We start from the raw sequence: 23,612 nt of genomic DNA, 5'->3' as shown, positions 1-23,612 counted from the left end.
AAAATCGCCTTGATTATTCCCCCGAACTTTGACAGCATCCGCAGCGATGGTTTCTGGATATCAAAGCTGAGTCCGGGATGAAAAGGGAACACGGTGCGGTGTAACCATCAGGTGCCAATTCCGTGACTGCCCCCGCAACTGTAAGCGGCGAGCCACTCTGAGATTAACCACTGAACCAATCTGGTTCGGGAAGGTTCAGATGTTGCTTCGACCCGCAAGTCAGGAGACCTGCCATCTTTGTCGTAAACGCTAACCGGGCGGGGTGCCTCGGAAAGGGTGATAAAGATGGTTATCCGGCGCAACAGCCGCGACCTGATATCCCTGTTCCATCCTCTTGTCCAGGCACGGAGGGTGCTATGGAAACCACAACAAAGAAAAATACCGCAAATATATTCGACCTATTGTCGTCAAACGATCCCAATAGGCCCGTCAAACCCTATACAAAACCATCAGACATGAAATTTAGGGTTTCACTCCCTTGGGTTCCTGAACGCTTAACTATCACACAGAAAATCCTGAAACCAAGCCAGTGTATTTCTGCTCTTGCGCTACCGGATTATTGCGGGTAGGTAAATATAGTAATGTTATAACATAACATATAATCATTAAAACATTAAGACATAATAATGAAACATGCGTCACTTCAGGCCCCTACATCACTTCAGGCCAACGACCTCTCTTGGGGTCCAAAGGGGCAACCTGACCTTTTATCTAATATCAGCTTTCATGCTGAACCTGGCCGAATACTGGGGGTTATCGGCCCCAACGGCGCCGGAAAATCAACCTTACTGCGCCTGCTCTATCGGTTCCATCGCCCCCGCAGTGGGCAGGTATCGATAGATGGCCAAGATCTCTGGCAACTGTCTCCCCGAACTGCAGCACAAAAAATCGCTGCCGTTCTTCAGGAACAGCCGACAGATTTTGCCCTGAGTGTCGGGGAAATCGTTGCCCTGGGCCGCACCCCTCACAGGCGTGGATTTTCACAGATCGGTTCGCGGGATAAAATCATTATCGATACGGCCCTTGCAACCTTGAACCTGCAGGGCTTTGCCAAGCGATCCTTTGGTACTCTGTCAGGTGGCGAACGACAGCGCGTAATGGTTGCCCGTGCTCTTGCCCAGGAACCCCATGTTCTGATTTTGGATGAACCAACAAATCATCTAGATATTCGTCACCAACTCGAAGTGCTCTTGCTGTTACGTAACCTTGATATGACCATCATCACCAGCCTGCATGACCTCAATCTGGTCGGGCAATATACGGATGATGTTCTGGTCCTCGCCGATGGCCGTTGTCTGGCCTTTGGTCCTTCGGATCAGGTTCTCACTGAACAATTGGTTGATCGCGCCTTTGGCATAACCAGTCGGATTGAACGACTGATGCCAAGTAATCAATCACACTTCACCTTTCATCTCGAACCTTGAATTTATACTTTTCACGGAGAAAATAATGCATAAAAAATCTCTTTCCTCTTCTGGTCATTTTCCCGGCTTTTTATCCGGTGGTATTTTATCACTAACACTGACTGCCACTGCCCTTCTGTCTCCCTTACAAGCCGCAGCAGATCCCGTAACGGTTCCAAGCTGCAATCGCCAGGTTACTTTTGACACGCCGCCAAAGGCTGCTGTTTCCAACGACGTCAATCTGACGGAAATGATGCTGGTTCTTGGCCTTCGCGATCGCATGGTTGGCTACACAGGTATTTCCGGTTGGAAAACGCTGGATGAAAAAATGCGCGATGGTGTTGCCGAGTTACCGGAACTGTCTGAAAAATACCCAACAAAAGAAGTGTTGATCGGGGCTGATGCCGACTTCTATTTCGCCGGGTGGAACTATGGCATGAAAGTCGGGGGTGAAGTAACACCGGAAACCCTTACGCCTTTTGATATCAAGGTTTATGAACTGACTGAATCTTGCATCCATATCGGAGAAAAGAACAAAGTCACCATGCAGGATATGTATAATGACCTGCTTAATCTAGGTGCGATTTTTGGCGTCGAAGAAAAAGCAAAAACACTTGTTTCGGAATATAAAACAGAGTTATCCAATTTTGAAAAAGGTTTGAAAAAACCAGCCAATCCACTACGGGTTTTCGTTTATGACAGCGGCGAAGATAAACCCTTTACCGCCGGTCGTTATGCCATGCCAACAGCCATAATCGAAGCAGCTGGTGGCACCAACATCATGGATGATTTTGACAAAAGCTGGGCGACAGTTGGTTGGGAGGCTGTGGTAGATCGTAACCCCGAAGTTGTTGTGATTGTGAACTATGGCAATGTTACAGCCGAGCAAAAAATCGCTTATATGAAAAACAATCCCGCCTTTGCCAATATTGATGCGGTCAAAAATGAGCGTTTTGTGGTTCTGGAATACGTCGAAGCAACACCCGGTCCCCGCAATATCGAAGCTGTAAAGAAACTGGCGACAGCCTTTTACGGTTCATAGACGAACAGGCACCGAAAAGTAGCTATCAAGGCGAATAGGTATCAAAGAGAGATCGACAAAGATGAGCAGTATCACACCACAAGCAGGGAAAAGGTCGAACTGGACAACACAATCTTTATGGAAAGTGTTTCTGAATGACAGAAAGTTTGCCTTTCTCATGATTTCAGGGCTTTGCTGTCTTATCTTTTCGATCTCACTTGCCGTATCTGTAGGGGCGATCCCCGTCCCGCAGCAAACCGTTTGGTCCATTCTGATTAATAAACTTAGTTCTGGCACCCTTGAACAAAGTTGGTCTGCTGGGCGCGAAGCTATTGTTTGGGATATTCGTTTTCCCCGGGTTATTCTCGCCGGATTGGTCGGGGCCGGATTGGCCTTGGTCGGAGCAACCTTACAAGCTGTCACGCGAAACCCACTGGCAGATCCGCATCTTCTGGGGATCTCTTCCGGGGCAGCTTTTGGTGCCATATTGGCGTTATTACATACAGGCCTCTTTCTCGGCCTGATCACAGTACCGCTGTTTGCCTTCATCGGCGCACTGGGTGCATCTGCTCTGGTTTTACTGGTGTCACGCATGACATCAGCAACCTCGGCAGACCGCTTGATCCTTGCCGGGGTTGCTGTTTCCTTTGTGGTTATGGCCGGGGCTAATATCCTGATCTTTATCGGCGATCCTCGCTCAACCCACACGGTTGTCTTCTGGATGCTCGGCGGTCTTGGTCTCGCCCAATGGTCACAGCTGCTCTACCCTCTGATAATTCTCATCATTGGCGGTCTGTATTTCTGGCTGAAATCCACTGAACTCAATGCCATGACAGTCGGCGATGAAACTGCCTCGACATTGGGTATTCCTGTTGCCCGTTTTCGCCTGACGATCTTTGTGGTCGGGGCCCTTGTCACCGGCGTCATGGTTGCCTTTTCCGGTATGATCGGTTTTATCGGTTTGATGGTGCCCCATATCCTCCGACGTTTTGTTGGTGGTAACTATCGTTATGTTCTGCCCGGATCGGCACTGGTCGGTGCAATCTTTCTAATCTGGGCCGATATCGCGGCGCGTACCATCATGGCCCCCGAAGACATGCCCATCGGCATCATAACCGGCCTGATCGGCGGCCTGTTCTTTATCTGGCTTCTGGGGCGCGGACAACGGCGTTAGGAAGAGTAGATTTTTCACTCCATAGAGCCTGTTGTCAGGAGCTTTTAGATAGTTTGTTCCCTTAATAATACCGCTGACAAATCAGCGAAAGAAACTTTGTTCTGAACCGGATCACCCTCACCCGCAAAAGAAAAACCGTCAAAACCTGCTTGATCCATAGGCGTTTGTGAAAGCTGCGCCGCCGGATCTTCCCAATGCTGCAACTCAATCAAGCTATAGGGACGACGCCAGAGCCATTCACGATTGGCAACGGCTTTCAGATCAGGATCGGGAAGGTTTTCTTCATTCCAGCTATAGAAATAGAGGCAAAATCCTCTGTCACTTACAGGCTGGATCGACATCAAACGCATCCCCAGTTTCTTTTCGAAATAGTGGCGTGCCGGAAGCAGATCGGTAACTCTCAACGTAATATGCGCCAGAATAGCTTGGTCTGCTATTGGATGACCCGATGGGTAAGCGCCGGGGTCAAACTGTGTTCCATTACCCTCAAATCCCTGTTGCAGCAATTCGATGTGAAAGCCTTTGGGATCAATGATCTTTGTCATATAGCCAATATCTCTGAACTGATAGGGATCACTTAAGACCACACTTCTTTCCCGTAAATAACTGACGACCACATCCAGGTTCTGTACCGTGATACCTATTTTCCAGTAAAAATCTTTTGGCCCGGTGTCATAGGCGGTAACCTCTGCTTTTTGAAAGACCAGAGAGTTTTGCGAAGCATCAAAACTGAAAGCCATTCTGTCCCTATCTTGATGAACAACTTTCATCCCCAACAGGCTGCCATAGAACGCACCAAGATCAGTAAAATCCGGCACCCGGAAATGTGTAGCAGTAATACGTTTCACCTTGAAATACCTTAATTTAAGAGAGAATTAACTCTGCGCTTTCTATAGTAGTCACAAATATTACTGCCTGTAAGTCCTTGCACAAATATTTGTGATTTACAGATGGGAAAACATAGGGTTGTCATATTGTTCAGGTTGCTTCGATATTTTTCCATTACAAGTGCATTGGCTATTTTGCTTGTGACCTTCATCCTGTCTTTTCTGTACTGGGAAAAAGAAAACACCCAACTAACAAACATTATTGAAACCCAGAATGTTGCCCTCGCGCAGTCCTTTGCCAATATCATTTGGCCCCGTTACAGCAACTATGTGAATAGCGTTTCGGGGCTTGACGGGGACAACCTTCGTGTTCGCCCCGAAACCTGGGATATTCACAGACGGCTCAGATCACTGACCAAAGGCACACCCATCCTGAAAATCAAAATGTATGATTTAAATGGCCTAACCATCTATTCATCAGAATTTGCACAAATTGGTGACAGCAAAGTCGGCAACACCAACTTCGAAGCAACGCTGGCAGATCAACAACCCCACACAAAAAATTCCTTTCGTGAGACTTTTCCGGCCTTTGAAGGCGAAGTAAAGAACCGCCATTTGGTCGAAAGCTACATCCCGATCAAGGGCCCGGACGGCGAACTGGAAGGGGTCTTTGAGCTATATAGTGATGCCACCCCACTTATCGAACATATTGAAAAAACCACTTTTCAGGTCGTAACAGGGCTTTTGCTTTGTTTCGGGGCGCTCTACGGGGTTCTTTTTCTCATCGTTCGTCATGCTGACAACATTATGCGCAGACAGCTCAATGACATCCACAAAGCTCAAGAAGCAGCGACCACGGCCAATGCCGCAAAATCCAACTTCCTCGCCACCATGAGCCATGAAATCAGAACACCCCTAAACGGTGTTTTGGGTCTTGCTCAGCTATTGATGGATACAGATCTGAACAAAGATCAGCAGAAGAAAGTGAAAACGATATTATCTTCGGGCGAAACACTTCTCGCGATCATCAACGATGTGCTGGACATGAGCAGGATCGAAGCAGCAAGCATTGAGCTAGAGGAAAAAACTTTTGATCTGCAAGATCTTGTCACCGTCATCGCCACTCCTTTTCAAAGCCTGATTGACAACAAAGGCTTAGAGCTAAGGGTTACTTATAGTATTGATCAAGCCCCCATACTCAACGGTGATCCCGTCAGGTTACGGCAAATTCTGTGGAACTTGATCAGCAATGCAATTAAGTTCACAGAACAAGGCACGATTACAGTTTCTATCAACAGTCTGCCCCGAAATGATGTACGGGTTAAAGAAGTCAAAGATTGCGCCTTTCTTATTTCAATCATTGATACAGGCCCCGGCATTGCCCCCGACAGGGTAAATTCCATTTTCGCCCCCTTTACTCAGGAAGATACTACTATTAACCGCAAACACGGGGGCACAGGACTAGGTCTAACAATTGTAAAACAGCTCACAGAGCTTATGGGCGGCGATGTCTTCATCGACAGTGAACTTGGACGGGGAACACGCTTTGATGTTGTTCTTCCATTTATGGAATCAACAATAGAAGATATGGACAGTCCCCTGATAACAACGCCCAAACGGCAAAAAGCTATCAAGGTACTCGTCGCAGAAGACAATGATCTGAACGCGACTATTGCCATTGCCTTCCTCAAAAAATCCGGTTGCGAAGTCAAACGCGTCGAAAACGGTAAAGAAGCTGTGGACGCCGCACAGGAAGGTTGGGCCGATCTGATTCTGATGGATATCCATATGCCCGAAATGAACGGCATGGAAGCCACAGAAGTTATCAAAGCAACTGATCACGGCAAATACCTGCCCATTATTGGACTTACTGCCGAAGCTTTCCTTGAGCGACACACAGAGTTCCTAGAAGCTGGCATGGACGATGTTCTAACCAAGCCCTTTACCGAACAGCAGCTCAACGAAACATTGGATCGGTACCGTGAGGCTTCATAAATCTTGTCATTGATAGCCACTTTATTTGCTAGAACAACTATCCACCAAGAAGTATCTTATTTCCAATCGCCTCGTCCCTTCCGTTCCTCTCTCCCTAATGAATAGGTTTTTCCCCTCTAATGATGATTATCCCTGGGCTTCAAAATGATCTTCGCGCAGTACCATGGTGCCATCGGCCTGAAGCACCCAGAGCTCTCGTGTGATAACCCCGTGTGCTTTGTTCATCTTCCAGCCACTGGTCAAAAGAGCTGACGTTTCGTCAAGAACCGTAATTTCCGGCCCCAAATAATCAACCCCCGTAAAGCCATCATTGATCAGGTTCTGCCAAAAAGACTGAATTTCAGTCTGCCCGGTAAAGGTTCCAAAAGGCTTGGCAACCATAATGGCATCGGTTTCGTAACAAGCGGCACAGCCCGCCGCATCACCTGCATTAAAAGCTGCTTTCCACTTTTCGCTGGCTTTTATAACCGCTGCTTTTAGATCTGTTGTCATCTCATCATTTCCACAAATTGCATTAACCACGCTAGAACCATCTGGTTCGTTTCAAGATCTTTATTGCATGAGAAGGCAAAGACGATAAGATAGAATTAGATGATTACATAGTTTAAGAAAACTAAACAATGAAACCCAATGTGCACGACATGCTGACCTTTATAGAAGTCGTCGACACGCGATCTTTCACCACGGCATCCATCCGTTTGGGGCGTAGTAAATCCGCCATTAGCCAGACCATTTCCCGGTTGGAAGCAGATATGAATACCCGCCTGCTTCAACGCAGCACCCGTGCCCTGACCCTGACAGATACAGGTGCTCGCTTTTATGATAGCTGCCTAGCGGTAAAGTACGCCTATGACAACGCGCTGGAAAGCATATGGGAAGACAAGGATAATCCACAGGGCACTCTTTCCATTACGGCCCCTCACGCGCTTTGCGCCGCTGTTGTTACGCCGGCAATCAAGCTCTATCTTGATCGTTATCCCCGAATGTCAGTCCGTCTCCTAGCCGAAGATGCCTCTGTCAAATTGATAGAAGAGCATATTGATCTCGCCATTCGTGTTGGCAAACTGGCTGGACAAACCGCCCGTGTGACCAAGGTCGGTACTCTAAGCGAAAGTCTCTATGCACACCCTGATTATATCCAGGCTCAGGGCGGCATTCCAAACAACCTGAACGATCTGGAAAACTGGGATCATATTGCCAATGAATGGCAGGGAAACCCCGTAACCTATACCTTACCCAAAGGCGTTTCTTTTAAAGTTCTGCCTCGTGCGCGCTGTAATAGTTTGCCCGATATCCTCAAGCTCACCCAAAATGGCCTCGGAATTGCCAGATTACCCGACATCGCGACAACATCAGACGAAGCAAGCAGTTCTCTGATCAAAGTATCTCCCCTTGGTGACGCCCCGATCTATGCCCTGCACCAATTTGACACCAAACCGCCACAACGGGTCCGCGATTTTATCACACTCATCCGCGAAAAATTGCGGTAAAATCTTTCTTTTGGGAATGAGCTTATGAAAAATAACAAAACGACCTTGGCGAGCTTCCTTATTATCGTGATCATCGCGATTGGGGCGGGCCTTTACTCTCAGCAACCAGATCAAATGGTTGAAGATGAAACAGTACAGAATACAACGGCAGCTACGATATCTCCTGAAGAGAAAACCGCACTGCAAGCAACGGCCTTTAGCTTTGTTGAAACAGCGGAAATCTATGTTCAAGACGGCCATAATTTAAGGTTAAAAGAACCTCAGCCCACTAATTGTAAAAAGTGTTTTACCTTCGTTTTCGACCACTACGGCGATCCCGGCGGGCTCTATGAATTAACCGTGCGTATCAACGATGCTGGACAAGCCGAGTGGGTGGAAGAGCAGGATAATTGATCTAGCGATTAAAATACCCGACACACTTAATACTGTTTTGCCATTTCTGTCGTTCCAGACCAGCCCAGATGCTCATAAAGCGGACGCCCCTTACTGGTTGCGTGAAGGATTGCATAGCTAATGCCTCGACGTTGAAACTCAGCATCTGCCATCTTCATTAAATCCGTCGCAATACCCTGACCGCGATAATCAGGTTCAACAAACATATTAAGGACATATCCCCGGCGATCATCCTGCGGATGCCAAGGATGTGGTGGCCAGTCGATAACCATCAAACCAATACCACCAATGGCCTCATCCTCGCTTTCAACGACAAAGCCAAAATAGCGCCCATCATTTAAACGAGGCTCTAACCATTCACGAAAAGGCAAATCCATCGCTGCAAGCTCTTCTTCGCGAGGCTTTCCACTTGCCTGGAACATCTTATGCCGATGTTCACAGATCAGATCGAGGTCCCGGTTTTCAATTGGCCTTGTTATTAACATTCTATTTCCCCCATCAAAACTAAACAAAAGACCTGATATGTTTTAGAAAATCATCTGGAAATCCTAGGGCAGTTGTTAGTTCCAATAACTTTTGCGCATACGCACTGTTGGTACCACAGATCAGATTGACGGGAAGGTTGTAACAGGTGACTTCTTCCTGTATGCCGTCTTCATATTCGACAGTTAGTTTCTCTGGTCTGTATTCCTGAACGTTTTCCTCGGCATAGAGCTCACGAACTTTCGCTTGTTCCAAAGTCATGACAACACCGTATGATCTGGCCCCCTGTTCTTTCACAAGTGAGGCGCGTTCACCTATTTTGAGAGCAAAGTTATCCGCCCGCGCTTTCTGCGAAAAAATAGGTGTTATTCCCTTTGTTACCAGCAAGTCTTTGTCCATAAACAGACCAGACCGTGTGAAAACTCCTCGTGGACTTATATTTGTCATTTCAAGTCCGTAAACTTTTGAAATAAAGATATAGGCAATTGATCAACAAAGGCTTCCCTCTGTCCGAAACCACCATGAAATCTCGTATTTTGCTGTAAAAGAGGCGTTATTTTTTACAATAATGCTTAATATTTAAAAATTGAACGAATTTAAGCACTTTAGGTTTCTAAAGCCGCCAGTAATCCTTTTACGCCGACAAGGTTGATAGCTCGTCTCATATTGTACGCCAAAGCGGTCAAGCTGAATTCTCCACGCACATTCTCTAATCTACATGTTAAAAATGCACCCTGGTTCATCCATTGCTTAATCGAACCAAAGGGATGTTCAACAGAGCACCGCCGCAAATTCATCATCTCGGGGCGCTTTTTTAATCTCTCGGCCATACGATCAAGAACTGCTTCGTTCTCAAATCTAGACACTTTACGAAATCTTTGATTTGTACACTGTGATCGCAATGGACAGACTTTGCAGGCTGCACGGTTACAATATGTTAAGCGAGTATTATCTCGTAACTTACTAACATAACGCGTGGATAATTTTTGTCCTGCCGGACAGATATAAAAATCACCCTTTTCATCAAACTGGAATACTTCTTTTGAAAAATATCCCGCGGCTACAGAAGACCCACGCTGCGGTTTGGATACATAAGCTATAAGGTTATCGTTCTCACAGGCTTCTATATCTTCAATTTTGTAATACCCTTTGTCTGCAACAACTTCAATTTTCTCAACACCGAGAACAGAACGAGCTGGCCCCGCTGTTTTAGCTAATAACCCTAGGTCAGAACCATGATTAGTGACCTCTTGCTCAACAATCAGGTTATGTTTGCAATCAACAGCTATCTGCGCGTTATAACTAACCCGATGACCTGTACTCCCTCCCATCATGCGACGGCTGTCAGGATCGGATAGAGAAACCTGGCTTTCACCTGTCTCTTCCAATTGTTCAAGAAGCACTTTGTGTTGATTTTGTCGGGCCTTAATACCCTTGATCTTATCTGTAAGGTTTCCATCATTTACACAATGATTAGTTTCAACATCGTCCTTATCAACTTCATCAAGACGCTTTAAATAAGTATCAAGCCGTTCGTCAGCTTCCTTAATCATCTTGGATAGAGATACACGTGTAAAATTGTTTGCCTTACTATTGACGGCTTTAATCTTTGTGCCATCAACAGCGAGTAGCTTTCGTCCGAAAAGATCAAGTTTTCGACATATAAGGACAAACTCTCGAAACACTTTTTTAAAACAAGAGCGGTTGTCACGGCGAAAATCAGCAATTGTCTTGAAATCAGGTTTCAAGTGTCGCAATAGCCATATCACCTCTATGTTTCGGTGGGCTTCAATCTCTAGTTTCCGGCTGGAGCGTATTCTGTTCAGATATCCATAAATGTAAAGCTTTAAGAGATCGGCAGGATCATAGCCTGGTCGGCCTGTTGATTTTGGTTGCACTCTTGTAAAGCCGGCTTCTTTTAAATCCAAATCATCTACAAAAGCATCAATGAATCGAACTGTATTATTTGGGCCAACATAATCATCAACCCTTTCCGGTAATAAGAGTAACTGGGAGCGAGAGCTTCCTGATATATGTGTCATGCATCAATATATCATGTGGAATTACATTCAGGAATCCCAAAACCACATATTTAATCAAGCTCAAAACTTAATGCCTCTATGCCTTAAATAGCTATAAAGCGTGGCTTTACTGATACCAAGGTTTTCCGCGATACTGGTTACAGGCAACTCACCTTCTCTGTATAGAGTTTCTGCTGCAATGGCTTTTAACTTGGCTTCTTCAGATAGGCCTTTTGGTCGTCCACCTGTCCGGCCTCTTGCTCGAGCAGCTTTAAGTCCGGCTTGAGTTCGTTCACTAATGAGATCCCGTTCAAACTCGGCAAGTGAAGCAAAGATATTGAAAACAAGTCTGCCTTGCGGGTTGGTTGTATCAATCGGATCATTCAGGCTTTTAATACCCACTCCCTCACCAACGAGTTTATTAACGAGCATGATCAGGTGCTTTAAGGAACGTCCAAGTCGATCCAGTTTCCAGATAACAATAACATCATCTGCACGAACCAGATCTAAAAGCTTATCAAGTTCCTTCCGCTCAGTTTTGGTACCACTGACAATTTCCGAAAATATTTCCTCGCAACCAGCTTTTTTTAATGCATCAATCTGTAAATCCAGATTTTGCTCATTAGTGGAAATACGTGCGTAGCCAAATTTCATGATTTAGTTAAACAAACTCATATGAAGTATAAAAATTAAACGTTGTTTATGTAAACCAGTTTTTTATACACCTGATCATCAATTTTGGCAATTGATACGTTAAGACAGAATAAGTTCAGAATAACGGTCGTTAAAGTAAACTATCATTTTTTCTTTTGGGGCTGCCCCAAAAATTAATTTCAATCATAATTTTTGAAATTTTCAGTAATTTAACTCAACTCTCTAGGGCCATAATATTAATTCCGTAACTCAGAGCGGCATCATAGAGATATTCGAAGATGCTCACAGCCCAGGTCGTGGGGATAAATAGATCAAACTCCTGATCGTCGGTTCTATGAAACAACACTGGAATGTGGTGAATACCAGATTGATAAAACCCCCCAACAGGAAATATAGTCAGGTCAAAGTCTAATGGAGCAATGCGTTGCAGGACTTTTTCAGCAGCAGCCCCACTGAGGCATAGGCGGCACCTTGCATGACTCAAATCGACAAATCCAGCTTGTGTCATGTCTATTTGGTCGGCTATTTCAAGAAGCTCCAGAGCTTCTGCATGATGCACCTGTACCCGTGTTGGAGCGATCCTGTATAGAGTGAAACCTCCTGTGCTTCTGGTAGTGTTATATGCGAGTGGTTCCAACAAATCAAAAGTTTGCAAAATTACATCAGAAAAAGCCTCCCAACCGGCGAATTGTGCTAATCCACCTATTGGCTTTTCACTTAGTGTTACGCCAGCACTAGCCGATAGCCCTCCGTATAACTTCTGTGTCATTGCCGTTGTGAGTGGCGAGCGATATTCAGCCATTCTGTCGAACTCCTTTCGGATCAAAGAAATTTGGTGAGGTAACTTTGGCGAGTTGATCTTGGCCCTCTAGAAAATTGATCACTCGGATCATGTCTCCATGGCGATGCTTTCCATTGGCAAGGAAGCCTAAAGCCACATATTTTCCGAGTGCAGGGGAATATGTGGTGGACGATACCCACCCCAAACCGTGATTGGTTGTTTCTCCTTTCAAATCATAAAGGAGCGCTCCCGATTTCGCGCCTGTATCGCCCAAAATTTCCAGACCGACAAGTACAGGGCGATCTTCTGCCAACAAGTGTGCCCTGTTGCGCAAGACTGATCCAATAAATGGTTTCTTGCTTGATGCCATCCCATCCAGCCCAATGTCACGTAAAGTTGTACGCCCATCAAGTTCAGGTCCAGCAACATGTCCTTTTTCTATCCTGAGCGTACCCATGGATTCGGTGCCATAGGGAAGAATGTCATAAGCCGCTCCGTCCGAGAGGATTTTCTCCCAGACATACTCGCTATATTTTGATGGAACATAAACCTCATAAGCAAGTTCACCAGAAAAGCTCATCCTATGGATGCGACAAAGCACCCCGCCGATTTCAGCTTTTGTGAAATGATTGTTTGGTAATGCATCAGCACTTAGATCAATTGAGCCGGAAGCTGACGATAGGACAGCCCGGGATTTTGGACCTGCTATGGCCATAGCTGCCCACTGATCAGTAACCGAAGTCACATGTACTTTGAGATCTTTCCACTCGGTTTGAAGCAACTGTTCGCTAAAAGCCAATACTTTGGCAGCATTGGCTGTAGTAGTGGACATGAAATAATCATGTTCTCCAATACGCGCGGTAGCCCCGTCATCTAGCACAATTCCATCTTCGCGTAACATCACACCATAGCGAATACGTCCAATTTGCAAGGTTTTCCAACCGTTTACATAAAGACAGTTCAAAAACTCGGCTGCATCGGGGCCCTGAACCTGGATTTTGCCAAGAGTAGATACATCGACGATACCTACATGATTGCGTACATGAGCGGCTTCTCGTCGACAAGTGTCATTCAGAGTTTCTTTTTGTTTGGGATAATACCACGGACGTAACCACAAACCAGCTTGTGTGATCTCAGCACCATGTTTCACATGCCAGTCGTGCAATGGAGAATATCGTGTCGGGCTAAAGTGGTGTCCAGAATCATTAGCAGCAAGTGCACCAACTGTCGTCGGCGTAAAGGGCGGACGAAACGTCGTAGTTGCTGTTTCAGGGATAGATTTCCCCTGTAGTTCAGCCATCCGTGATAAGGCTGGGAAGTTTGATAATTTGCCTTGATCTGTGGCCATACCTGTCGTCGTGTAGCGTTTTAGGTGCTCGACCGATACATATCCTTCTCGATGGGCCAGATCGATATCGGATACTGCAACATCGTGCTGAAGATCGATAAATGCTTTACCATAAGACTTACCGTTGGCCTCCATGATACACCATATAGCAGAAATATCAGGCGCCCAGTGATCAGAATTTTCGATCGGAGCTTTTAGTGGCGGAATGGTTGAGTTTTTTGCCCCGGCCTCTGCTCCTTGTGCAATAGTATCCTGTAAAGACGGAGCAGCAATTGCACTTCCAACAGGTTTTAGGTTTTGAAGCGCATTGATCTCGGGCAAAAAAGACCATGATTCATAATCAAACACGGGCTTTTTCTGCCTATGGCTCCAGAGGTGAACGACAGGAGACCAACCGCCAGAAACAGCAATCAAATTACAATCAAGAGTTTGGGTGGATCCTGTCGCACAGCCATTGTCATCAACCGGGACGATTTTCGCTCCCTTGACACGCAAGCGACCCACTGCTGTCAATACACCATGACCAGTTATAACTGATCCGCCAGCAGATAAAAGCAAAGAGCGAAGATTTTCAGATGGATGCTGACGTACATCCACCAGTATTACCTTTGCACCAGCCTGGGCTAATTCAATTGCGGTTTCATAGGCACTGTTATTGTTCGTTGCGACGACTATAGATTCACTGGCCAGAACGGCATAGCGATTCAAATAGCTGCGCACACCTGATACCAGCATGACACCTGGCAGGTCATTGTTACCAAAGACAAGTAAACGCTCTACTGCGCCAGTCGCCATTACCGCGCGCTTTGTTCTGATCTGCCAGTAAATCTGTCGATGTTGGTTGTCAGGTACAAGCTCTACGTGGTCCCAAACTCTTTCAACAGCGCCATAGATATCATTGTCATAAGCTCCAAACACTGTGGTTCGTATTAAGATTTTCACATTATCCAATGCCTTTAGCTGCTCGACAATATTGGATAACCATGTATCACTGTTTTGCCCAGCCGGATTGGATAAAAGAGAACCTCCTAATTCAAAATCCTGCTCGATCAAAACCACACGTTCGCCGGCTTGTCCTGCTGCAAGTGCTGCACTCAATCCTGCCGGCCCTCCTCCAATTACGAGTACATCACAAAATAAGTGGCTTTTTTGATATGTATCGGGGTCGGGTGTATGCTCTCCTTGCCCCATACCTGCTGCTCTACGGATGATTTTTTCACAGCCCATCCAGAACGTAGTTCCACGAAAGGGACCTATAAACGTTTTGTAATAGAAGCCTGCGGCTATAAATGGCGCCAAATAGCGGTTCATCGCTTGAAAATCAAACCGTAAACTGGGCCATGCATTCTGTCCGTAAGCATCTAAACCAGCAAAAGCTTCCTGCGTCGTTATTTTTGTATTTGGCTCTGTACGTGCACCCGATCTCAATTGTACGAGGGCGTTGGGCTCTTCTACCCCAGCAGAATAGATCCCGCGTGGGCGATGGTATTTGAAGCTTCGGGCAATAATAGTTTCATCCGCAGCCAGTAAAGCTGAAGCGAATGTATCACCGGGATGTCCGATGACTTCATGACCATTGAAATGCATTGATAAGAGTATGTTTCGGTTAATCCTGCCGCCGCTTGGTAATCTGCGCGAAGTCATGTTGGAAATTCCTGAGCCAGATTGCAGTCATATATTTCGTGTGTAGCTGTATTGCGTTCCACAATTAACCACTGTCGGCATCCGAGAACGTGGTGCCAGAATTCCTGATGCCGTCCACGGGGATTATCACGAAAGAATACGTAGTCGACCCAGATTTTCTGATCAGTTTCGCTCATTGGGGGCCGCTTGACAGTTGCGTCGCCTAAGTAATTAAATTCTGTCTCATCCCGCACCCCGCAAACAGGGCAATTAATTCGAATCATCTTGCTACTTTCATTGCAGATTTGGTTGGGGGCCGTGTGCTTTTTCGTCTATTTGGTATCCGCGTTCGAAACGTGATAGTGTGAATTCGGCGGAGTCTTTGTGGGGTTCGTCCTTAGCAATAGTCCAGGCAAAACACCAACCACCAGCAGGGGTTGCTTTAAACCCACCGTAGCACCAACCACCATTCAAATAGAGGCCTTCAACGGGTAGTTTTGCGATAATTGGCGAACCATCCATAGTCATATCCATCGCACCTGCCCAGTGTCGCAATAGCCTTTGCCGCGAGATTGCCGGTACCAATGATTTTGCAGCGGCTAAAGTGTGGCCGACGATCGGTAACCCGCCGCGTTGTGCGTAAGAATTATATCCATCTAGATCTCCTCCTAGGACCAAACCACCTTTGTCGGATTGGCTAATATAAAAGTGCGCAGCACCAAAACTGACCACGTGATCGATAAAAGGTTTAATAGGCTCGGTCACAAACGCCTGTAATGCATGTGTTTCAATTGGCAGTCGCAGATTTGCCTTTTCAACTAAAACAGTCGTATTTCCCGCAACGGCTAGACCAACTTTTGGGGCTTTTATACTGCCCTTTGTTGTTTCAACGCCCACGATCCGATTTTCATCCCAGAGATAACCCAATACCTCGCAACATTGGATAATATCTACTCCTAACTGGCTGGCAGCCCTTGCGTATCCCCAAGCGACAGCGTCATGGCGTGCTGTTCCCGCGCGCCCTTGGAAAAGCGCTCCAACAATTGGAAAGCGAGCTTTGCCCGAATAATCAAGGTATGGCAGTCTTTTCATAACTTCAGCTCGATCGATTAAATCAGCATCGATCCTATGAGCACGCATAATATTACCGCGTCGACGTAATCCGTCCATTTGTCCAGGAGAATGTCCCAAATGAAACTGACCACGTTGTGACATCATGACATTGAAATTAAGTTCATGGCTGAGATTTTCCCACATCCTCATTGAGCGTTCATAAAACATGGTATTGCCTGGTAACATGTAGTTTGAACGTACTATGGTGGTGTTGCGTCCGGTGTTTCCACCTCCGAGCCAGCCTTTTTCAATCACAGCAATATTCCGTATGCCATGCTCTTTTGCCAGATAATATGCTGTTGCCAATCCATGGCCTCCTCCGCCAACGATGATTACATCGTACTGAGGTTTGGGATCTGGATCACGCCACGCACGTTGCCAGCCACGATTACCATTGAGTGCGTTTTTTAAAATCGAGAGCGCAGAATAGTGGGTCACGCGAGGAATCTCCTGGCTAATTAATTATTTAATTTCGAACGCTACATAATTAAAAAAAATATTACAAATGATATTTTTGTGCAATTGGACTTTTTCGAACATTTATTGTACCAAATGCTACAGATTTAAAAGGATGTAATTAATGACAGGAATTAGTGAGCAGATTGTTGCAAAGTTACACAATTTGCCAAAAAAGCTGGAAATTGCGGCAAAATTCGCTCTGGATAACCCTGACCGCATGGCTTTTGGCTCGATGAGGAGCGTTGCTGGCCAGTGTGGTGTTTCATCGCCTACTATGCTGCGACTTGCGCGTTATCTTGGATATGAAAGCTATGACGATTTAAAAGCGTTGTTCCAATCTGAGTTGGCCTCGAACAGTTTCAGTAACCGAGCGGAAAGGTTATTTCGGGGAGGTACGACTGGCGACGAGAACCCTTTGATCAGTCAGCTTCAGGCCGCTGCAATAGAAAATATTAATGCTGGATTTCTGCAAAACTCTTTTGAAACTCTGGAGGCTATTGCTGAAGTCATTCGGGTTTCAAATACAACACATATTGTAGCCACAGGTTCAATGGCGTGGGTCGCCGGGCATTTAGAAAACACTGGAAGTATTGCTTTCTCTGGGTTACGTGCTACGCGACCAGGAGTAGCGAGCGCGATTGAAACCCTTGGCGTTCTTGATAAAAATGATGCCGTTTTGGGAATCGCGATTGCACCGTACGCGAAAACAGCAATTGAAGCTGTCCAGTATGCGCGTGAAATCGGAGTGACCACGATTTCAATCACTGATCGTCGAAGTTCTCCGTTGGCTGCATTATCTGATTATTGTCTCATTGCTAGGACTGAAAGCCCGCACTATTACTCATCTATCGTATCAGTATGTGCTCTTGTTGAAGCAATTCTCGCTATTGCTGTTGCAAATAGCTCAGGCCATGCCGTAAAGCGAATTGAAAAGGTTGTTAGTCTGCGGCAGAGAAGTGGATCTTATATAGACTAAGGGGCTGTCCCAGATAATTAGTTTATATATCTCTTAACCCATTGGTTCAATTTCCTTACTTGATCCATTGGGTTGTTGTTATTGAAGCGCCACTCACATTCTTTCAAAAAGAAGGCAAAATGCCTCTTTGGAACACCGTTAAATTTACGCATGTGTCGCTTTGCTCTCCCCTCAGGTATGCAAGCACACCCTTCCGGGCAAGGGATCCCAAAAATCTTAAAGCCATTAATGTGGTTATACTTGTCAGCAAAGAGTTCTAAATGATTAATACGATAGTGTTTGAAATCAGATACATCAAGAGCATTATAACCTTGCCATGTATCTGTATAAACGATGCTATCTGGAGCAGCCCTTAGACTAATATTAAATCTTAAAAATAACATTTGACACATGTTCGTTTAATTTGTAGCATTTGATACATAAAATTGGTTGCGAGACAGAGACGCATGATGATTTCGACATTTTTTAAGAAAATGACCCGTTCAAGGTTGCTGTTAGGTCAGGCAGCGAACGTTGATGTTTGTCATCAGAAAAGCTTTCAAGAAAGGCAGTTCGAAAAAATCGCCAATGGATAGTCAACTCCTTGCTCGTCAATTTGCCGTTTGGGGTAAAGAGCTTTCTCTCAATGATGTGCCTAAAGTTGTTAATAGATGTGCCAGGCGTGCAGTGCTCGACACAATTGGTGTCATTGCTGCTGGTTCAGTTCACGCTAAAGTCAGATTACTTGCAGAATGCGTTGCGCTCGCAAAAGGTAATTGTTCAACTGCAACGCAGCATCAAACTGACGCAATTGCGGCAGCGACAATTAATGGGATGGCTGGTCATGTATGGGATTATGATGACACAAGCTATACCGGGATAACTCATAGTTCTGTTATTACCCTCTCGGCTACTTTGGCAGTTGCTCAGGAGATCAATGCATCGGATGAGGACGCATTACTCGCGTTTATCATTGGATCAGAAATAAGCTATGTTCTTGGTGATATCTGCAGCCACAATCATTTCATGCAAGGTTGGTGGGCGACAGGATCGTGTGCATTGATCGGTGCTGTTGCGAGTGTATGCCGTTTGTATGATATGGACGAGGAGCAAACAGCAAATGCCATAGGTACGGCTGCTGTTACTGCCGGAATCCAACGGGCTATTTCAGGTACTGACGCAAAACCCTATTTATGTGGAAATGTTGCCGCTCAGGCAATTAACTTGGCGCGAGTAGCAAAGGCTGGCTTAACCGGCCCTCAAGATGCATTTGAGCAGAAAAATGGATTTTTCGCCCTTTTGAACAATGGCCACTCTTTATTCTCGCAAGTTGAAAGCTTGGGAGACCGTTGGAGACTTGAAACGCCTGGATTGCTTTTCAAAACCAGCCCGGTTTGTTCGGCTGCTCATGCGATGATCGAAATAACAGCAAAATTGCTTGAAGAATCTGATAAAACTGCAGATGACATTGTATCAGTAGAGGCTGAAGTGCCCACGTTGGTTCATGCGAGCTTGGTGTTCATATATCCCGAAAATGCCCAACAGGCACAATTTTCTCTTCCCTACTGCTTTGCCTGTGCGGCTGAACACGGGCGAGTTCGACTTAAAGATCTGCAGTTAGCAGAGATTCAATCTGATAGAAAACGAGCGCTAATGGAGCGGGTAACAATCCGTGTCGCTGAGGATCTATCATCATCGCCGATGCGGGAGAAATATCCTGAAAGTACACGCCTAACAATATTATTTGCGGGAGGGAAAACAACAAGTGGGTTCTGTGGGGAAGCCTTTGGTATGCCAAATCGCCCGTTGACTGATAAAGACTTGATCAAAAAATTCAATGATTGCCTCACATTTGCGGGCTGTTCTTTGAAAACTCCTGATTTATGTACGTTTGAAATTATAAAAATGGCAGATCACGCATTCCGCCTAACTGCCCAATAAAAATAAAAAAATTAAACAAGCATGGAGACTATCATGAAACTTACAACCAAATTAAAATTGCTCGTATCAGCAGCAGTAATTGCTGTCAGCGCTAATTCTGTCACAGTAAACGCCGAAGAGTTGATACGATTATCCACTTACGTCAATGAGGTCGATATCCGCCACGAAGGTTTCCAGCATTTTGCGAGCCTAATAGCCGAAAAAACCGAAGGTCGAGTTCGCATGGAAATTTTTCCTTCAGCAACATTGAACGGATGGAGCGAAGGTATCGACGCAGTTCTTGGTGGTGTGGCTGACGTTAGTCACATCTCATATGATGATCGCTTACCTTGTTACCGGGCGGGTGCTTTTTACCCTGCTTCAGTCAATCTCGAAAATCAGATAGAACTCGATGAAGAGATGACAGAAATTTTGTCGGAAGAGGCGGCTAAAGCAGGTTTGGTGAATATTTTCTCATCAAATTATTCGTATGATCAAGAGTGGTGGTTTCAAAAGGAAAATGTGAATCTGAATAAACTGAACGGACTTCAGGTTCGTTCTATCGGCCCTTTGGTTAGCGAGATGATTGAAGGTTGGGGTGGTAGTCCGGTTTTTGTATCTCCTAAGGAAGTATTCCAGTCTGCTGAACGAGGTGTGGTTGACGGAATCAATATGGGTGTTGCTACTTATAGTTCGTGGAAACTCTGGACCGTCATGCCGCACATGATTAATGCAGACCTGTTCTATGGCAACGTCATGTATATGATGAATAAAAATAAGTTTGATAGCCTTAGCGCTGCAGATCAACAAGCCATACTAGACGCAAGCCGTGAAACCCAAAAATGGTTGAAACCGCGCTATGAAGCTTGGGTAAATGAGTCTGTTGGGGATGCTGTTATGAAGGGTGGTGGGTCTGCCCGATCCCTTACAGAAGAAGAGCGTGATATGCTTTTAGCCTCGATTCAGCCTTTTTGGGACAAGGAACTAACTAATACTTGCGGAAAAGAAACTGCAGACAAAATTCGCGCATTGCTGGCCAAGCATCGGCAATAATCTATGCAAAGAAAATGCGCTGATATGCTTCACCCACATATCAGCGCATTTTTATCTACAGGCGTCACGATATTTAATAGAAGATGCTTTTACAATTACAGCATGGAGCAGAAGCCATGGAGCACATTCAAAGCAAAGTCAATTACATAGAACGGCTCGGCCCTATACTAGCAGGAATTGGTGCTATCATAATAATCATTCAAACGATCTGGATCTCGTATGGTGTGGTTATGCGTTATGTTTTTAACAAGCCTGACCTTTTCGTAACTGAGGCAACTGCTCTTATGCTTGTGCCTTGCGCCTTTCTTGGGTTGACCTACGCCATGCAGCAAGATGCTTTACCTAAGGTAACAATAATTTCCAACCTTCTGCCAATTAGGTTGAGATTTATTATTACCCAGTTGAATCAGTTGATCATGTTGTTGGTCGGAGGCTTCTTTGCTTATTCTGCAGTATCAGCATTCTTTCGAGCAAACAAGTCAGGTGCCGCGTCTGAGGTCCTTAGCTGGCCTCGAGCCTGGTTTTGGATGCCGACAGCACTGGCATTAATTATTTTCTGTATTGTACTTATTGCAAAAAATTGGACATCTCGACGGGAAACCTCTTCTACTCATACAAAAGAGGAAAAGTGATATGGAATGGTATCATGTCGGTGGCGGGCTACTTACCTTGCTCATGGTTTTGATTTCACTTGGGGTACCTCTGCCTTTTGCATTGGCAGCGGCCTCGTTACCCTTTCTTTGGTTGATTCAGGACTTCAGCACTTCACTTATAAGTGTTGAACTGAAAATCTGGGGCGTTTGGGTTGATTACATTTTATTAGCGGTTCCTTTATTTGTATTTCTTGGTGAGTTGATTGCCCGCTCGACAATTGGTCCTAATCTGTATCGGTTTATGCATCGAGGTGTTCGTGTGCGTGGGTCGGCAGCTTATGGCAGTATCGGTGCTTGTGCAGGTTTCGGTGCCGTATGCGGTTCAAGTATGGTCGGTTCGTTAACAATCGGTAGTGTCGCGCTGCCTGAGATGTTGAAGTTGGGATATGGCAAACGTCTTTCTGCAGGCGTCCTTGCTGCAGGCGGAACGTTAAGTGTGCTCATTCCTCCTAGCTTAATTCTTCTATTTTACGGAATCGTTGTCGATGTCTCGATTGGTGATTTATTTATTGCAGGTATTCTGCCCGGAATCACGCTGACGACCATGTTTGCTATTGTTGTGGTTGTTTGGGGAATAATTAATCCAGAATCAATCCCTAGAGTAGATAATGCTCTTCGTATGCCATTATTTGAAATTATGGCAGCTGTTCTACCAATTCTGGTTATAGGATTGGTGATAACAGTGTCGATTTATGCTGGTATAGCGACACCTACCGAAGCTGCGGCAATCGCAGCACTTTTGACACTTATAATTGCAGTTGCTGTTGGTAATCTCCGATGGGAAGGACTCAAGAGTGCTCTTCTGGCAACAATGCGTACCATGGGATATTTGGGTCTGCTTTTGTCCGCAGGTACACTCTTTGGTTTTGTGTTGACCTATCACCAGGTACCTCAACAATTCACTGAGGCCTTTCTGACACTGGCACTTGAACCCTATATGGTTTTGGCAATGGTTATTGCATTTTACCTGGTTGTAGGTATGTTTCTGGAGCCTGTTTCAATTACATTTATCACGTTACCGACATTGTTCCCGTTGATTAGCTCGGTCGGGTATGATTTGGTTTGGTTCGGCATCATCTACACGATCACCATGGAGATAGCTGTTCTTACCCCGCCTGTCGGATTGAATTTATATGTGATACAAGGACTCGCCCCTAAAGAAATTGCTCTCAAGGATGTGATTTTAGGTGTGCTTCCATTCATAGGGGCCTTGGCGATTCTCATTGCCCTTCTATTATTGTTTCCGCAGATGGCGTTGTATTTGCCTGAGTTGGCGAGTTGAGGATGTCTGGTATGCTTAACTATCATCGATACGGCACTGGCCCGACGTTTGTCATGCAACACGGATTTCTTGGTGGAGGTGGATATTTTGCACCTCAGATGGCAGCGTTGGGGCACTCATTTGATATTATTGCCCCTGACCTGCCGGGGTTTGCGGGTAGTAATACCCAAGATGCAGTCAACTCAATTAAAGCTCATTCAATAGCTCAACTCCGTTTGTTGGATCAATTAGGCATTGATAAATTTAATCTTCTGGGACATTCGATGGGAGGAATGGTTGCTCTGCAAACTGCCTTGGATTATCCGGACCGTGTTGAAAAGCTAGTGCTTTATGCAACTAATAGCTCAGGAAATTTACCGGGAAGATTCGAAACTTTCGATGAAACAGCAAAAAAAGTTGAAAGTGGTGATGTGAATAGTATCTCCAAATATGTAACGGCGACATGGTTTACTGATTATGAAAAAGCACCGATGTTCCCTTTTTGTCTCTCCGCCGGGACGGGCGCCACAACCGAAGCGGTAATAGGAGCACTTAACGCACTCAAGGAGTGGGATGTCAGTAAACGCTTACACGAGTTGGATATACCGATACTCGTAATTAGCGGCGATAAGGATCGTTCATATGCGGTTGATGGTCTTGTACAATTAACCAATACTCTCAAAAATGCTGAACTTTGCCTACTGCCAAATGGCGCGCATTGTGTTCATCTGGAACAAGCAGATTTGTTCAATGCAACAATCGCTAAATTTCTTCTAACGCGCTAATCATTTTTTGGTGGTCAACAATTTATAGAACCTCTAAGATCGGTTATTAACACTAAGGCGTGTCATCAATTAATGCTTTTCAGACTTCACGCAAATGTAAAGGCTTTGTTGCAAAAACTTAACTTGGTCGAAAAACTCCTTTTTCGAGACGGATTTCAGGCATAAACTCCAAGCAATCGGTTAATGAATCTGGCCTCTGC

23 protein-coding genes, 1 pseudogene and 1 riboswitch are annotated in these 23,612 nt (G+C 45.4%); of the genes and pseudogenes, 13 read left to right on the top strand and 11 right to left on the bottom strand.

Annotated elements, in window-relative coordinates; translation table 11 throughout:
• Nucleotides 1-30 precede the first annotated feature (30 nt).
• Nucleotides 31-250, top strand: a riboswitch (cobalamin riboswitch).
• A 106-nt stretch (nucleotides 251-356) separates the two neighbouring features.
• The 4 genes from WH96_RS21895 (at nucleotide 357) to WH96_RS05415 (ending at nucleotide 3,598) form a co-directional block, all read left to right on the top strand.
• Nucleotides 357-569 carry a hypothetical protein gene (locus tag WH96_RS21895; RefSeq protein WP_156176704.1) on the top strand — a complete coding sequence of 71 codons (213 nt, stop codon included), beginning with the start codon at nucleotides 357-359 and terminating at the stop codon, nucleotides 567-569.
• 57 nt (nucleotides 570-626) lie between these two features.
• Complete coding sequence (locus WH96_RS05425; protein WP_047763079.1) at nucleotides 627-1,424, top strand: ABC transporter ATP-binding protein; 798 nt, start codon at nucleotides 627-629, stop codon at nucleotides 1,422-1,424.
• A gap of 25 nt (nucleotides 1,425-1,449) precedes the next feature.
• Nucleotides 1,450-2,445, top strand: coding sequence for an ABC transporter substrate-binding protein (locus tag WH96_RS05420; protein ID WP_047763078.1), 996 nt, complete (start codon nucleotides 1,450-1,452; stop codon nucleotides 2,443-2,445).
• 61 nt (nucleotides 2,446-2,506) lie between these two features.
• Nucleotides 2,507-3,598, top strand: a complete 1,092-nt coding sequence (locus WH96_RS05415) for a FecCD family ABC transporter permease (protein ID WP_082130351.1) — start codon at nucleotides 2,507-2,509, stop codon at nucleotides 3,596-3,598.
• 44 nt (nucleotides 3,599-3,642) lie between these two features.
• On the opposite strand, the gene WH96_RS05410 is transcribed toward WH96_RS05415, so the two are convergent.
• Nucleotides 3,643-4,446 carry a VOC family protein gene (locus tag WH96_RS05410; RefSeq protein WP_053005715.1) on the bottom strand — a complete coding sequence of 268 codons (804 nt, stop codon included), beginning with the start codon at nucleotides 4,444-4,446 and terminating at the stop codon, nucleotides 3,643-3,645.
• Between the two features lie 126 nt (nucleotides 4,447-4,572).
• On the opposite strand from WH96_RS05410, the gene WH96_RS21175 reads away from it, so the two are divergent.
• Nucleotides 4,573-6,420, top strand: coding sequence for an ATP-binding protein (locus tag WH96_RS21175; protein WP_053005714.1), 1,848 nt, complete (start codon nucleotides 4,573-4,575; stop codon nucleotides 6,418-6,420).
• Between the two features lie 126 nt (nucleotides 6,421-6,546).
• Here the strand turns inward: WH96_RS21175 and WH96_RS05400 are convergent, their stop codons facing one another.
• Nucleotides 6,547-6,912, bottom strand: coding sequence for a DUF4440 domain-containing protein (locus WH96_RS05400; RefSeq protein ID WP_047763077.1), 366 nt, complete (start codon nucleotides 6,910-6,912; stop codon nucleotides 6,547-6,549).
• A gap of 128 nt (nucleotides 6,913-7,040) precedes the next feature.
• On the opposite strand from WH96_RS05400, the gene WH96_RS05395 reads away from it, so the two are divergent.
• Nucleotides 7,041-7,910 (top strand): LysR family transcriptional regulator, encoded by an 870-nt coding sequence (locus WH96_RS05395; RefSeq protein ID WP_047763076.1) that lies wholly within the window; start codon nucleotides 7,041-7,043, stop codon nucleotides 7,908-7,910.
• A 24-nt stretch (nucleotides 7,911-7,934) separates the two neighbouring features.
• Nucleotides 7,935-8,303: a hypothetical protein gene (locus WH96_RS05390; protein WP_047763075.1), complete on the top strand. Its 369-nt coding sequence runs from the start codon at nucleotides 7,935-7,937 to the stop codon at nucleotides 8,301-8,303.
• Between the two features lie 26 nt (nucleotides 8,304-8,329).
• On the opposite strand, the gene WH96_RS05385 is transcribed toward WH96_RS05390, so the two are convergent.
• From WH96_RS05385 to WH96_RS05350, 8 genes are all read right to left on the bottom strand, one after another.
• Entirely contained in the window at nucleotides 8,330-8,788 is a 459-nt protein-coding gene (locus tag WH96_RS05385) for a GNAT family N-acetyltransferase (protein ID WP_047763074.1), read from the bottom strand.
• Between the two features lie 19 nt (nucleotides 8,789-8,807).
• The gene (locus WH96_RS05380) at nucleotides 8,808-9,233 is read right to left on the bottom strand and encodes a gamma-glutamylcyclotransferase family protein (RefSeq protein ID WP_156176703.1); all 426 of its coding nucleotides are present in this window, start codon (nucleotides 9,231-9,233) and stop codon (nucleotides 8,808-8,810) included.
• A gap of 158 nt (nucleotides 9,234-9,391) precedes the next feature.
• Nucleotides 9,392-10,828, bottom strand: coding sequence for an IS1182 family transposase (locus WH96_RS05375; protein WP_047763072.1), 1,437 nt, complete (start codon nucleotides 10,826-10,828; stop codon nucleotides 9,392-9,394).
• Nucleotides 10,829-10,888: 60 nt separating this feature from the next.
• Nucleotides 10,889-11,461 (bottom strand): recombinase family protein, encoded by a 573-nt coding sequence (locus WH96_RS05370; RefSeq protein ID WP_047763071.1) that lies wholly within the window; start codon nucleotides 11,459-11,461, stop codon nucleotides 10,889-10,891.
• 214 nt (nucleotides 11,462-11,675) lie between these two features.
• Nucleotides 11,676-12,263, bottom strand: coding sequence for a sarcosine oxidase subunit gamma (locus tag WH96_RS05365; RefSeq protein WP_047763070.1), 588 nt, complete (start codon nucleotides 12,261-12,263; stop codon nucleotides 11,676-11,678).
• A complete protein-coding gene (locus tag WH96_RS05360) occupies nucleotides 12,256-15,234 on the bottom strand; it encodes a sarcosine oxidase subunit alpha family protein (RefSeq protein ID WP_047763069.1) in 2,979 nt (992 codons plus the stop codon). Before WH96_RS05360 ends, WH96_RS05365 begins: the two co-directional genes overlap by 8 nt.
• The gene (locus WH96_RS05355) at nucleotides 15,231-15,497 is read right to left on the bottom strand and encodes a sarcosine oxidase subunit delta (RefSeq protein WP_156176702.1); all 267 of its coding nucleotides are present in this window, start codon (nucleotides 15,495-15,497) and stop codon (nucleotides 15,231-15,233) included. Before WH96_RS05355 ends, WH96_RS05360 begins: the two co-directional genes overlap by 4 nt.
• A gap of 10 nt (nucleotides 15,498-15,507) precedes the next feature.
• Nucleotides 15,508-16,764 (bottom strand): sarcosine oxidase subunit beta family protein, encoded by a 1,257-nt coding sequence (locus WH96_RS05350; protein ID WP_047763068.1) that lies wholly within the window; start codon nucleotides 16,762-16,764, stop codon nucleotides 15,508-15,510.
• 142 nt (nucleotides 16,765-16,906) lie between these two features.
• Here WH96_RS05350 and WH96_RS05345 point away from each other — a divergent pair, with 142 nt between their 5' ends.
• The gene (locus tag WH96_RS05345) at nucleotides 16,907-17,761 is read left to right on the top strand and encodes a MurR/RpiR family transcriptional regulator (protein WP_047763067.1); all 855 of its coding nucleotides are present in this window, start codon (nucleotides 16,907-16,909) and stop codon (nucleotides 17,759-17,761) included.
• A gap of 17 nt (nucleotides 17,762-17,778) precedes the next feature.
• Here the strand turns inward: WH96_RS05345 and WH96_RS05340 are convergent.
• Nucleotides 17,779-18,114 (bottom strand): annotated as a pseudogene (locus tag WH96_RS05340) (hypothetical protein); the annotation flags it as partial.
• Between the two features lie 214 nt (nucleotides 18,115-18,328).
• Here WH96_RS05340 and WH96_RS05335 point away from each other — a divergent pair.
• The 5 genes from WH96_RS05335 (at nucleotide 18,329) to WH96_RS05315 (ending at nucleotide 23,412) form a co-directional block, all read left to right on the top strand.
• Nucleotides 18,329-19,681, top strand: a complete 1,353-nt coding sequence (locus WH96_RS05335; RefSeq protein ID WP_162200123.1) for an MmgE/PrpD family protein — start codon at nucleotides 18,329-18,331, stop codon at nucleotides 19,679-19,681.
• A gap of 33 nt (nucleotides 19,682-19,714) precedes the next feature.
• A complete protein-coding gene (dctP, locus tag WH96_RS05330; RefSeq protein ID WP_047763065.1) occupies nucleotides 19,715-20,713 on the top strand; it encodes a TRAP transporter substrate-binding protein DctP in 999 nt (332 codons plus the stop codon).
• Between the two features lie 116 nt (nucleotides 20,714-20,829).
• Nucleotides 20,830-21,345, top strand: coding sequence for a TRAP transporter small permease (locus tag WH96_RS05325; protein WP_047763324.1), 516 nt, complete (start codon nucleotides 20,830-20,832; stop codon nucleotides 21,343-21,345).
• Between the two features lies 1 nt (nucleotide 21,346).
• Nucleotides 21,347-22,648: a TRAP transporter large permease gene (locus tag WH96_RS05320; RefSeq protein ID WP_047763064.1), complete on the top strand. Its 1,302-nt coding sequence runs from the start codon at nucleotides 21,347-21,349 to the stop codon at nucleotides 22,646-22,648.
• Nucleotides 22,649-22,659: 11 nt separating this feature from the next.
• The gene (locus WH96_RS05315; RefSeq protein ID WP_162200122.1) at nucleotides 22,660-23,412 is read left to right on the top strand and encodes an alpha/beta fold hydrolase; all 753 of its coding nucleotides are present in this window, start codon (nucleotides 22,660-22,662) and stop codon (nucleotides 23,410-23,412) included.
• Nucleotides 23,413-23,612: the final 200 nt, after the last annotated feature.

The sequence above is a fragment of the Kiloniella spongiae genome, from assembly GCF_001026905.1.
Lineage (GTDB): Bacteria > Pseudomonadota > Alphaproteobacteria > Kiloniellales > Kiloniellaceae > Kiloniella > Kiloniella spongiae.
Note: the sequence above shows the minus strand (reverse complement) of the source record. Positions and strands in the feature narration are given on the sequence as shown.

Coding starts and splice junctions, on each gene's coding strand:
- WH96_RS05370 (WP_047763071.1), bottom strand. CDS start 11,461: ATGAAATTTGGCTACGCACGTATTTCCACTAATGAGCAAAATCTGGAT.
- WH96_RS05325 (WP_047763324.1), top strand. CDS start 20,830: ATGGAGCACATTCAAAGCAAAGTCAATTACATAGAACGGCTCGGCCCT.
- WH96_RS05335 (WP_162200123.1), top strand. CDS start 18,329: ATGGATAGTCAACTCCTTGCTCGTCAATTTGCCGTTTGGGGTAAAGAG.
- WH96_RS05385 (WP_047763074.1), bottom strand. CDS start 8,788: ATGTTAATAACAAGGCCAATTGAAAACCGGGACCTCGATCTGATCTGT.
- WH96_RS21895 (WP_156176704.1), top strand. CDS start 357: ATGGAAACCACAACAAAGAAAAATACCGCAAATATATTCGACCTATTG.
- WH96_RS05395 (WP_047763076.1), top strand. CDS start 7,041: ATGAAACCCAATGTGCACGACATGCTGACCTTTATAGAAGTCGTCGAC.
- WH96_RS05400 (WP_047763077.1), bottom strand. CDS start 6,912: ATGACAACAGATCTAAAAGCAGCGGTTATAAAAGCCAGCGAAAAGTGG.
- WH96_RS05315 (WP_162200122.1), top strand. CDS start 22,660: ATGCTTAACTATCATCGATACGGCACTGGCCCGACGTTTGTCATGCAA.
- WH96_RS05345 (WP_047763067.1), top strand. CDS start 16,907: ATGACAGGAATTAGTGAGCAGATTGTTGCAAAGTTACACAATTTGCCA.
- WH96_RS05390 (WP_047763075.1), top strand. CDS start 7,935: ATGAAAAATAACAAAACGACCTTGGCGAGCTTCCTTATTATCGTGATC.
- WH96_RS05375 (WP_047763072.1), bottom strand. CDS start 10,828: ATGACACATATATCAGGAAGCTCTCGCTCCCAGTTACTCTTATTACCG.
- WH96_RS05360 (WP_047763069.1), bottom strand. CDS start 15,234: ATGACTTCGCGCAGATTACCAAGCGGCGGCAGGATTAACCGAAACATA.
- WH96_RS05420 (WP_047763078.1), top strand. CDS start 1,450: ATGCATAAAAAATCTCTTTCCTCTTCTGGTCATTTTCCCGGCTTTTTA.
- WH96_RS05355 (WP_156176702.1), bottom strand. CDS start 15,497: ATGATTCGAATTAATTGCCCTGTTTGCGGGGTGCGGGATGAGACAGAA.
- WH96_RS05365 (WP_047763070.1), bottom strand. CDS start 12,263: ATGGCTGAATATCGCTCGCCACTCACAACGGCAATGACACAGAAGTTA.
- WH96_RS05415 (WP_082130351.1), top strand. CDS start 2,507: ATGAGCAGTATCACACCACAAGCAGGGAAAAGGTCGAACTGGACAACA.
- WH96_RS05380 (WP_156176703.1), bottom strand. CDS start 9,233: ATGACAAATATAAGTCCACGAGGAGTTTTCACACGGTCTGGTCTGTTT.
- WH96_RS05320 (WP_047763064.1), top strand. CDS start 21,347: ATGGAATGGTATCATGTCGGTGGCGGGCTACTTACCTTGCTCATGGTT.
- WH96_RS05425 (WP_047763079.1), top strand. CDS start 627: ATGAAACATGCGTCACTTCAGGCCCCTACATCACTTCAGGCCAACGAC.
- dctP (WP_047763065.1), top strand. CDS start 19,715: ATGAAACTTACAACCAAATTAAAATTGCTCGTATCAGCAGCAGTAATT.